General features: G+C 34.2%; 5 protein-coding genes and 1 tRNA gene. All 6 read right to left on the reverse strand.

Annotated elements, in window-relative coordinates; genetic code table 11:
* Nucleotides 1-8 precede the first annotated feature (8 nt).
* The 6 genes from ACUN8G_RS13010 to ACUN8G_RS13035 all read right to left on the reverse strand — a co-directional run bounded on the left by ACUN8G_RS13010 (nt 9) and on the right by ACUN8G_RS13035 (nt 11,867).
* Nucleotides 9-3,647, reverse strand: a complete 3,639-nt coding sequence (locus ACUN8G_RS13010; RefSeq protein WP_437345372.1) for an Eco57I restriction-modification methylase domain-containing protein — start codon at nt 3,645-3,647, stop codon at nt 9-11.
* 386 nt (nt 3,648-4,033) lie between these two features.
* Complete coding sequence (locus tag ACUN8G_RS13015) at nt 4,034-5,335, reverse strand: helicase-related protein (protein WP_437345373.1); 1,302 nt, start codon at nt 5,333-5,335, stop codon at nt 4,034-4,036.
* A gap of 240 nt (nt 5,336-5,575) precedes the next feature.
* Nucleotides 5,576-7,414 (reverse strand): SNF2-related protein, encoded by a 1,839-nt coding sequence (locus ACUN8G_RS13020; RefSeq protein WP_437345374.1) that lies wholly within the window; start codon nt 7,412-7,414, stop codon nt 5,576-5,578.
* A 391-nt stretch (nt 7,415-7,805) separates the two neighbouring features.
* A tRNA-Lys gene (locus ACUN8G_RS13025) sits at nt 7,806-7,877 on the reverse strand.
* Between the two features lie 183 nt (nt 7,878-8,060).
* Entirely contained in the window at nt 8,061-9,095 is a 1,035-nt protein-coding gene (locus tag ACUN8G_RS13030) for an NHL repeat-containing protein (RefSeq protein ID WP_437345375.1), read from the reverse strand.
* Nucleotides 9,096-9,125: 30 nt separating this feature from the next.
* Nucleotides 9,126-11,867 carry a TonB-dependent receptor gene (locus ACUN8G_RS13035; protein ID WP_437345376.1) on the reverse strand — a complete coding sequence of 914 codons (2,742 nt, stop codon included), beginning with the start codon at nt 11,865-11,867 and terminating at the stop codon, nt 9,126-9,128.
* Between the last annotated feature and the right edge of the window lie 333 nt (nt 11,868-12,200).

Below are 12,200 nucleotides of genomic sequence, written 5' to 3' on the forward strand. Positions count from 1 at the left end.
CACCCTTTTTATTTCTTCTCAATAATCTTTATTTCTTCTTCTGTTAAATCGTATAAACGGTACACCAGCTGGTCTATCTCGCGTTCCCATGCGGTGGTGTCTGTATTTGGGTTGGCTTTCTTAGCCTGAAGAATTTTGTCTACCAGCGCCTCTATCTGCGAAACTATCGGCTGATTGGAGGCGGTGATGGAGGGAATTTTATGTGGCTCTAGAGCTTGAACACTGATAATTACATCACCAGTACCAGTTTTTGGTGAATTCTCTAATAGTTGCTTTATAGATAATCTTGAATTTAAATAACCACATAAAAACTTAATATTTTTACCAGTCATTATAACATTACTATCAATTGTATACATACTTTTATTGTCATAAGAAAATCTAATTACTGAACCGATCCTTTTCCATACCACCTTCTCCTTCTCAAATTTACCAAGATATTCATCATTGGGATTATTATCCAGTTCCAGCCAATGATGTTGTCCAGGAAAATCCTGATTTTTTTGTTTTTCATTTCTTGAATACCTGCATTGACCTCTGTCTTTTAATTGAATCTCAAATTTTTTTAAATGGTTGTAGATTGCAGGATATTCATTTGGAATAATTTTATAACTATTATATTTAGCAATAATCACCCACAGCCCTGCCCATTCGTAGTAGTAGCGTTTTATATCGCGCCCTCTTAAAATTGGTTTGATAATGGCTTCGGTGCGTTCCCTTTCGGCCACATCTTTACAATTATCAAGTATCTCATTGCGCTTTTCGGTGGTGATGATAAAGGCTTCGTTTAAGCCGGTTACAATTCCACGGTAAATATTCACATCCCAATCCCTTAGGGGCTTGCCCTTCCGCTCAATTTTTTCTTTGAGCCTTTGCTCAGCGCTGTTGCCTATGAACCAGGCATCTTTAGTAAGTTTATTTAAGATTACGCCACGCTCATTGAGTTGTTTAGCTATGTCAGCATTATTATTTTCTTTTTGTAAAGTAACTGCCAATAGTTTGTTATCATTGTTTGCTTTTTGTATCAACAGGATGTTTGTATCAACGGTGGCATTTTCAAAAACACCGGGACCTAAATCAATTAACAGTATGGGATTTAATCTTGAGAAGAACTTTCTTAAAACTTCTCCGTAACCCGCACGCATCCATTTGTTAGAAGTGATGTAACACAAAAATCCAGATTCTTTTAATAGATTAATTCCTTTTTCATAAAAAAGACAATAAATATCTCCAGTCCTATCAAATGTTTTATAATTCTGATTTTTGTATAAGTCGGCATATTTTAATTTTGATTTGTCACTAATCGATTTTTGCAATTGAACATACGGCGGATTCCCAATCACGATATAAAATCCCTCACTTCGATCCTGTTCGGTATAAACTTTTACTCCAAACATCCACTCGGGGTCAAACCAATCTGCGTGAGTGTTCTGATCGAATGGGTCCCATTTAGTTATTTTTTCTGTAATGTCATTTGGAAAGCCGTTATGTTCTAATGCAATTTTTAATTCCGCTCTTAACTGCCTCTCTTTTTTCTGGAGTTCATATTTTTCTTTCCGGCTGTTTGTGTAAAAAATTTCTTCTCTAACTTTGAATAAATTCTTTTCCAGTTTTTCAATTTCATTTGAAGTTAGTTTCATTTGTTCCGAACGTTCCAGTCCAATTAATGTATTAGCAGCAACAAATTTTGTTTCGAGATTGGGCAGGGCACGAATGTCGCGGTTTTCTTTTGTGTCATCAATTTCCTGTTCAACGAGGAGTGAAATGAAAAATCTCAGTTTGCTTATTTGAATTGCTATCTCCTGTATGTCAACTCCGTAAATGCAATTTTCAATCAGACCTAATTTTCTTATATAATCAATCGACTTGTTCTGTAGAGATACTTCAGTTTCGTGTCGAATTTCTGCAGGCACTTTCTCGAGCATTTTTTTCTTCCATATCTCATTCTGAGGATCGAGCTTATGCAATGCAAGAACGAGTTTATGCAGAACTCCCATAGGAAAAGCACCGCTGCCGCAGGCAGGATCCAGCACTTTTAGATTTTCTATTGCATCAATTAAAAATTCTTTTTCTTCTGCTGTAAATTCGGGTTGAGTATCGTCATACGAAAATAGCTTTTTGAGTTCAGCTGTAAATTGCTCTTCTTTGTTTATCCATCTGCCTCTTAATAATTCTTCCTCAAGTTTCAGTTGACCAACAATTACACTATTGCCAAACATATCGGCCTGGTCTGTTCCAAGTGGCAAATAACTTTTTGCACGTTCAATTACCTTGTTTTTCAAATAAGCAATTAAAGATTCATCAACCATATACTCGACAATTTCTCGCGGTGTGTAATAACTACCGGTGGATTTTCGTGCTGTGGTTGCTGTTTCGGGGACATAGGCAGCTAAAAGATTCTCAAAAACTTTACCTAAAAGTTCAGGGTCTAATGCAACATCCTGGTCAACCGGAGTATTCTCGTCGATTGTAAAGTTATATTGCTTAAAAATGGAGAATAATCCTTTGACTTTTTTGTTATTAGCTTTTTCAATGTAGTTAGAGAGGTTTATTTCTCTTTCCGTTTCAAGAAAGAAGAGTTCATCCGGTACTTTAAGTCGGGTTTCATTTTTTGGATTATCCGAGAAGCAATCGATTCTTATTTCTTTTCCATCAACTTTTTTATCAAGCGATTCAAACAAACCACCATTAAGAAAAGGTACTTTTTCAAATTGCTTCAGGAATAGTTCTTTATTTTTAATAAATCTTTTGTAACGGTAATAACCTTGCTCAAGATACGCATCGCTTACAAAGCCACGTTTTTCTGCCTCGTCAACAAAAATTCTGCTATTTGGGTCATCGCTTTTCATTTTTGTATTAAGTGTGGCAAAAAACAAATTTTGAAGTATGGCTTTGTAGTAAGTACTGCCGGTTTTATCCTTGTAGTTTATAATTTCATCAATTACAGATTTTTCAAAGAGTGAAGGAGGAATAAGTCTTTTCTCTTTCATAAACCAGATGAAAATCATTCTGGTGATAAGTCGGATGAGACTCTTTGCATTTCTGTTTTCCCTGTCTTTGTCTTCATCATCAGGAAATTCGACAAGATCCATAGCCCAGAAAAACCAGTTCGCAATTTCTGTGTAAAATTCTTTTGTAACTTTCTCTACGCTGAATGCATCTATTATTTTATCGAGGGTTGAAAAGTCGGCAGAGGTTATTTGATTGATAAATGTTTTGTTCGCCTGCTCTTTACTGACAAAGTAAGTGTATCTTTTGAAATTGTTCCAGTCTCTTTTTCCCGTTGCGAGGGGAATTGCGTAGATTAAAGAAAAACGGAAATCACTTTTATCATCGTAAAAAATAAAAAAGCCACCGATGTAACTGTTGAGATTTTTCAGGATTTTTTTACCTAATGCGTATTGTGCTTTTTTGCCGGAGCGTTCGGAGAGTTCTTTGCTTACTTTAACAGTAACAACTATCATTTTGTCATGATTCTCTAATGTGAACTCACCTAAATGTAAACAGTCGATGAAATTTTCATCGTTATACTGCGGAAGGGATCTATTAATTTGTCGAAATGTTCTTGCCTTTTCTCTTAAGAGGTGAACAATATATTCAGGGTCAAAATTGGTTGTAAGGTTGCTTATGATTTCTTTGATGCTCATAAATTACTCCCTCGTTGCTTGGATCTTTTTTAACCGCTAAGGGCGCTAAGAAACGCAAAGATCATTGTGTCAGAGCATTCTTTGCGCAACCTTTGCGTTCTCTGCGGTTTAATTTTTCAGTCTTTCATTTCTTCCTTTTTCTTTGCCCATTTAATCAATGTTTTTAACCGCTAAGGGCGCCAAGAATCGCAAAGGTCACTGTGTCAAAGCGTTCTTTGCGCATACTTTGCGTTCTCTGCGGTTTAATTTCTCAGTCTTTCATTTCTTCCTTTTTCTTTGCCCATTTAATCAATGTTTTTAACCGCTAAGGGCGCCAAGAATCGCAAAGGTCACTGTGTCAGAGTGTTCTTTGCGCATACTTTGCGTTCTCTGCGGTTTAATTACCTTCACTGAGATTTATTCAAGATTGCCACTATTACTTCTTTTTCTTTCGATGATATTCTTTGTTTTTCTTTTGATAAATAATCTTCGCCTAACTCAGCTTCCAATTGGTTTATTTCTTCTATTATGCTTTTGAAATCCATAACTTCAGTTTTAAGATTGGCAATTCTTCTTAATGTATATTCAGACAAAGTTCCGTAGTCAATAATATCTTCTCTTAACATGCGCAGGAATTTTTTATGAGGTAACAACTCAGCAGACTCGTTAGTGCGGATAAGGAAGTCAAGTTTACCGAGTGCTTTATTTTCAATGCTAAACATTGAAGCTCCATTACTGGATGTATTTTCATAATTTTTAACTCTCTCATACATTTCCCAGAATTCATCGTCAATTTCAATTGGTTTTTCCTCCGGTTCGCATTTAATTTTTTCGAGTATCTCTTCAAACGAAGAATCAGAAATATCCATTTTCCCATCAACTTTCCTTAAAAGTCTTATGTACACTCTGCTTTTACGGAAGCAAACAATCATTTCGTCTTCATTAGAAGTTTTAGTTACTTTTACTCGACTTGGAAATTGGTCGATTGTTGAAATTACTTCTGGGTATTTCTCTTTAATTTCCTGATAAAGATTAAGAATTTTTGTATGGAAGCTTTCCTCTTCGCTTTCGTCAGGAGTTTGCATTAATTTTTGATAAAGCTTTGAAGGTGTAGGTTCTTCGTCGATATCAAATATTTTTGAATCTTCTCCTAAGGTATTGTGTATCATAAACATCTTATTCTGTGCAATTTCTCGGGAGCGAACCAGTTCGGCACCCTTTTCGGTCGGGAAGAAGTTAACGATATAGATTTTATCAAATACTTTTTTGCTTATGCGATTAATTCTTCCAAGTCTTTGAATTACTTTAACGGGATTCCAGGGAATATCATAATTAACAATCATTCCTGCGCGATTAAGGTTAAAACCTTCGCTCAGTTTATCCGTTGAAAGTAAAATGTCATAATCATTGTATTGTACACTCGCCGATGCATCAAAATTCTTATTCACCTCTGAAATTTTCGAATCGCTTATTGAGCCTGTAACAACTAGCGTTCTTTCAGCAAGTTGCGGCTTTAACTTTTTCATTTTTTCATAAACATAAATTACAGTATCGGCGTATTCAGAAAAAATTACAATCTTTCTTTTGGGTTCATGTGGCGATGGTACCTCATTCAATTCTTTTTCGATATTTTTAAGCAGACAGGAAACCTTGGGGTCATTATCAATCAAATTTAGATTTGAAAGTCTGTCAAGAATTTCATCAAACAATTGAATATCTGATTGAATATCCGCAATAAATTTTTTTGCATGTTTGAACTTTTCGATCTGGTAGATCTTATATTTTTTCGGGTAAGTTTCTTTTTTAAGAATTTCTGGATACTCTTTTAATTTATCTTCAATTTCATCCGGTGTCCATTCGACAATTCTTTCAATTAATTCTCTGTCTAAAATATATTTCCCTTTTTCTGGATCGTCATTTCCTGTTTTAGTTATAAATTCAAGTACAGTTTAGTTAATATGTTTGAAGTTCTTGATACTTTGCACGAATGCGCCGAAAGAGCTTTCAAATCTCTTAACAAGGAGTCTGCGCATAATATCGAATAAGTTACGCTGTTGTAACAACTCACGATTTTTTTCTTTATCCTTGTCATCGGACGATCTGGTGTCAACACCTTCCTCATAAACAAAAGGCAGATAAATAGCGCCTTTGAATTTCCCACCGTAATCAGGGTCTTCAAAATAATTAGTCATTATTTCATCATAAAAACTTGATTGCTCGTCGGTCAATTCATAAAACCATTCAATCGGTGGTTCGACTTTAGATAAATCTTTAACCTCATTTTTGTAGAAAGGATTTTTCAATAAATCCAATCGATTTCTTCTAATAGTTATTGGTTCAATTACATCGCGAATTTGTTTAGCCAGCGAATGTGATTTCCTTTTAACTCTTCTTAGGTCAATTTCACTTTCGTCAAATAATAATCTGTAATAACTCTTAGCCCTATTTAATTTACGTTTATCTTTCGAATTATAATTTTTTGTAATATAGGCAAGTCTATCGAATAAAGTATTTATTGTTCTAAATGTAGAGATGATGTTGTTTTCAAGCGTGATTGACGATTGTTTGGGAATAATGAAGAGATTGAGCATAGCCAGAATATCTTCCGGTTTATTATTGAAAGGTGTGGCAGTAAGTAGAATTACCTTTTTATTTCTGCAAATATTTTTTAGAAGTTCATAACTTTGAGTATCGGGATTTCTGAAGCGATGTGCTTCATCGACAATAATAACTTCAATGTCATCATTGTTTTTCACAAAATCTAAAACTTCTTCAAGGTCACCAATTGAGCGAGCCTCCCAATCATAAAGCTGAAATTCATTTAAATATTTCCGCCAGCCTTCAGTTTTATTATCATCGCCAATTAAACCAGGCGGACACAACACAAGTCCTCTTGCTCTCAACTGTTTAGCAATCATGCAGGCAATTACAGATTTACCGAGTCCTACTACATCTGCAACCAGTACCCCGCCATGCTGCTCGATGATCGAAAGAGCAATTTCAACAGCATCATTTTGATATTTATAGTTTTTGTACCCTTTTTTACTTAATAATTCTTTGAGAGAGGACGATAAAGATTTATGCTGGAAAGAATCGAGATATGATTTTAAAACGAATACATACGCTTCGAATGGTTTTATTTTTCTGATATGAGTTTCGTTTTCAATAGTTTTGATCAATCTTTCTTTAATATCTTCCTGTTCTGTAATTTTAACTGCGGTATTCCATAAATCATCAAAGTATTTTTCAGCTTCTTCAAAGCCGTAATCGCTAATTTCAACATTAAATTCGTTTTGCTCAGAAAGACCCGCCCGGGTTAGATTGCTGCTGCCTGTAATAAATAATTTTGACTTACCAACCTGTCCTTCCTCCAACTTAAATAAATACAATTTTGAGTGGTTCGGCCGATAGGTTTTTCTTATAATCAATCTATTGTCGGCAATTAATTTCAGGAAAAAAGTCGATTGTTCATAGAACTCCTTGACATCAAAGGCATCATTATTAATTGATTTTTTAACTGAACTAAAGAAATTTTCTATTTTTTCCTCATCAGATAATTTTTCGTCCTCTGAGTGCTCAATTAAACGATAATTGATCTTATCGACATCAAGTCCAACGAGCACTTTAATTGTCACTTTTGGATTTTCTTTTAGTCCATTATACAATTCTCTGATGCCAGAGAAATAAAAAAAACCTATCAGAAATTTTAATTCGTCGCTCTTTGCGAGTAATTCGATAAGTCTTGTTTTTAATTGCTTTTGCTGACTATTCGTTATGAAATTGCTCATTGAGTTAACAGAGAAGGATTTTTACTTAAAATATTTTTTGTAAAATAATGAATTATCATAACTATACAAAGCATAAAGAATTAAACTCAGATATCCCGAATAACAAAAGCAGGTTTAAATTGAAAGCCCTCAAAACAGAGTGCATCGATTTTTAATACTTCAAAAAATTATCTCTTGCCATAATACCGTCTACAAGGAATTAAAGAGCAGATAAGATCAGCTATGGTTACTTAACAATGCCCCGTTACTCTCTGCATATAATAAATGAAGGTTCTATTTTACTTCATTTTTGAATTACAATAGTTCTGTAGATGAATCGTCTGGAATTAATCAGCAATTTTAAAAATAAAAAAGCCTTGCAACAGATTTAAGTTACAAGGCATTAAGGGAGTGAGCGCGGGTGGGCTCGAACCACCGACCCTCTGCTTAAAAGGCAGATGCTCTACCCCTGAGCTACGCGCCCCGAAAAAATGAACGTAAATATTAGATAATTAGTACTAATTGAGATGCAAATATATCGTTTCTGGCAATAAATTCCAAATTTATGGCTTATATAGTTCGATGTGAATTGGGCTTCTTAGTCGAAGTCTTGCAATGAATGCGATATTACTAAAAAATAAGTTTACAAAGGCAATTAACTGATTATTTAGTTGCATTCGATATGCAATAATTGCTCAATAGTTTTCCAATTAAATATGGAAACATTACCGTCATCATTAACTGCAAGGAAAGCTCCTTTCGATAATTTTCCGATTGGAGTACTTGTATACCAGATACCATCTGTATTTGTTGTATTTGTTCCGATAAAAGAGCCAATATAATTAAAATTAGCTCTATCAAATATCAAGAACCTATTATTTTTCTTTGACTGATTCGTGATTATCCATTTACCCCTTTTATCATCACATTTTACTAAAAATATTCCTTCAATCTGGCCATCAAATAAGCCATCACCCATTACATTTCCAGTAAAATTACCCTCGAGGTCGTACACCTTTATAGTAGACTGGGTTGTATCCTCTTCGGCAATCAATAAGAGATTGTTTTCAACGTCGGCATGGATAGACTCAACAACATGCAGTACACCTTTTGCTGTGGTATCGCCAAAAGCTTTTTCAAATCTCCACTTCATATTATTATTTACAATAGTCACTGTATAAATATGAACTCTCTTATTAAGTAAATTACGAGGGGGGATTTTTTCACCGTCTAAATTGTAATTATCTGTAACATACAATCTGTAATTAAAATCATTTGTTTTATATACGAAAATTCCATAAGGTTTTTTTAACAATGAATCACCCAGAGTACCAATCGATTTGAATTCTGGCAGTTGAAAAATCTGTACTCGATGATTGTCTCTTTCTACTACAAAGGCCAAGCTATCGATTACAAAGATGCCATTAGGTCTATCCATCTGGCCTGGTTTGTCGCCTTTAGTACCAATTCTTTTAATGTTTTTACCTGTTTCAGCGTCATCAACTATTAGACAATCAGAGGACTTGGCAGTGGATATAATCCATTTCTCTCCGTTTTTACCCGCCCAGAAGGCTGGCGAGTCGACATTATCTGTTGTATCACGTTTAGTTTGAATATATTCTTTAACTATTACAGGATCTATTGTAGATGAGCATTTTAATGTAAAGAGATTCAGACTAATGAGTAATATAATCTTTTTCATTATTCCACACTTTAATCTGTTTTAACAATTTTATAAGTCAAATTTAATACCTGCAGTAAAATGGATATTATAGTATTCAGCTTGATATGTCCTTGAACTTTCGCCTGCATAATATCGTAAGGGTTGATTTAACAGGTTATTTACTTCAAAAAACAGTCGTAACTGAGGCATAATTCGGTAATAACCATTAAAATCTAAGTAAGTAACTTCATCATAATACCTTTCAAGTCCAGGTGTTAAATCTAATTCATCCGGGTCTAAATAAGGTGCAGTGTAGTTAAATGCAACTCCCAGTGCCATTTTTTCATCTTGATAAGTTAGAGCTAAATTGAGAGTATGCGGAGCCGTCCCTGGTAAAGCAATGTCTTTATCTCCATCGACCTGTTCGCTAAGCATTGGATTATCGGCTTTTGAATATATGTAAGTATAATTTGAATAAAAGTTGAGATTATTTAATAATCCGGGTAAGAAATCCAAGCGTTTTTGTAAACTAAACTCAAAACCAAAGAGTGTAGCACTAGCACCGTTACGAGGCTGGAAAATTTCATAAACATTACCTGATACAGGGTCGAAATAATCATCCTGGTTATAGATATAAATAAAATCTTTAATACTTTTATAGAAAACTCCGCCTGAAATTATGCCCACATCTTCAAAATAATTTTCAAGCATCAAGTCGAAATTCATAGAACGAGTAGGTTTCAGTGCAGGATTACCAACTTCTAATTCATTATCTTCTGTAATAATATTTCTATAGGGCACCAGGTCATAATAGTTTGGACGTGCAATTGTATTTGTCCATGCTGCTCTTAGTATTAGATTTGGCGATAAGTTAAACTTAATATGAACTCCTGGTAAGAAATTGGTATACGAATCGCTTCCATAAGTTTTATTAATTTCTTCAGTCTCTTCGTTAAACTCATTTCCTGCGTAATCAAGAGAAGTATTTTCCACTCTAAAGCCTGCAATAATTTTTAAATTTTTATCGACGTTTTGTTCAAGCATGGCATAGGCAGCAAATATTTTTTCTTTCGCATTAAAATTTTGGGGTGCATATTCTGCTGGTACATCTTCTTTCTCGAAAAGAGTCTGGTCATTCAAATCTAGGCTGCCTAAAAATTCTTCTGTTGCAAATTTACCAATCTTATAAGGACCTGCCAGGAAGTTATTATCAGTATAATCCTTCACGGGTACATTGGCTAAAGTTTCGAAGCTATTAATGGGTGTATATGAGAAGAAGTTATTATCTCTCAATTTATCTTTCTTTGAATATTTGGCACCAAATTTCAGAGTATTTTTATTAATTCCTTGTGAAATTGGCAGTTCTAAGTCTATTTTCGCTGAATAATTTTTTTCTTCCGTAAACTGGCGTTCTTCTGTTAGCTCGTCAAATTCCCAATTATTCAAGTCCTCTGGTAACGAGGAATTATAATTTATAATAGGCTTTTCCGGGTTTGATATATCATAAAATTGTTCAATATTTTTCACCTGGAATGATATATATCTTTCATTAGGTCTTTCCTCCGATGCTGAAGAATAGTAAGTCGCCCAGTTGATTTTAAGCGAGGTCAAAAGAACATGTTCGCCTTTTAACGATATCGTAAATGTTCTCTGGTCTTCTAATCTTGCATTATTATTCCTATTGTTGTTAATGCCACCTTTTGTTTGTTTTACAATTCTGTCTTTATCGAGACGATACCTTAAACGATATCTATTTTCCCAATCGTTTCTTTGATTATACATTGTTTTTAGATATATATTATCAGTTGGAGATAGTTGATAATCAAATGATGCTGCAAGGCTTTGTCGTAATCTTCTAATCTTATATGCTCTTACTTCCCATTCAGAGGGAAAAATATTTCCATCATCATTTTCCCACGTCCCTTCTGTATTGTCCGAGCCTAAATTGTGGTCAAATAAAGAGCCACTTAGCACCACACCCAATTTGTTATTTATGTATCTATTAGCGAATACAAGAGCACCATTCCAGATCGGTTTTTCTGATAGGAAATTATAACCACTCGCCAAAGTACTACTTAATCTTAAAAGTGAGGATGGTGCACGCGTAACCAGATTTACAGCTCCCCCTATTGCATCGGCGTCCATATCTGGAGTAATAGCTTTGTTAATCTGGATTGTTTGAACCATATCTGATGGAATTAAATCGACCTGCACATTTCTTATTTCTGCCTCTGCAGATGGTACTCTTTCTCCATTAATCATAATAGAGTTTAAGCGTGGTTCTGTTCCTCTTATATTAACATAACGTGCTTCTCCTTGATCATAATTAACAGTAATTGAAGCAACTCTTTTTAATGCATCGCCTATATTCTGATCCGGAAAACGTCCTATCTGATCCGTCGAGATAATATTTGTAATGTTATCGTTGGTTCTTTGTTGATTAAGCGCTCTTGCCTGCCCTTCTATTCTTTCTCCTAATACTACCACTTCACCAGCTTCAACTATTCCAGGCTTTAATTTAATTTCAACAAATGTTGTTCGGTTAGCTATAATTTCTACCTTTTCTTCTTTTGCTTGATATCCAAGATAAGACACCCTTAAGCTATATTTCCCCTTTTCTAAATTTAATATCGTAAAGTTTCCGTTGTTATCCGTCGTGCTACCGATGGATAATTCTTTAATATAAACATTTGCCCCTATCAACGTATGCCCTTCTGTATCCATTACCTTACCAGCTAATTTACCGACCTGGGCAAAAACTAAACTTGCCCAAAAATTAATCAAGAAAAATGGTATAACTATTTTTTTCATTTCTCCTCCATAAATGGATTTGTTTAATTCGAAATCTAATCCGCAATCATTAAATTTATATTAACCCAATATTAAAATAATGTTAAGATGACTTTGCTATTTTTTGTTCTATCATTTGTATTTTTAGTGAAATGTTTTCACTATACGTAATTGTGGAGTTACAAATATTTTACTTATGATATGATAGTTCTGAAATTGCAAGCTCTTAGATTATTATCTTATGTTCATTGTTTAGAATAAGTGCTTCAATTACTATAAAAATTAAAACAGATGTTTAATGAATTGCCTTCGGGGCATTGGACTTTTCGTTTTGAATTGATTTAAGATGAAACT

The organism is Melioribacter sulfuriphilus, from assembly GCF_052656625.1.

Bases quoted from the DNA above. Each gene is read 5' to 3' on its own strand.
- ACUN8G_RS13020 (WP_437345374.1), bottom strand. From the start codon at position 7,414: ATGAGCAATTTCATAACGAATAGTCAGCAAAAGCAATTAAAAACAAGA.
- ACUN8G_RS13030 (WP_437345375.1), bottom strand. From the start codon at position 9,095: ATGAAAAAGATTATATTACTCATTAGTCTGAATCTCTTTACATTAAAA.
- ACUN8G_RS13035 (WP_437345376.1), bottom strand. From the start codon at position 11,867: ATGAAAAAAATAGTTATACCATTTTTCTTGATTAATTTTTGGGCAAGT.
- ACUN8G_RS13010 (WP_437345372.1), bottom strand. From the start codon at position 3,647: ATGAGCATCAAAGAAATCATAAGCAACCTTACAACCAATTTTGACCCT.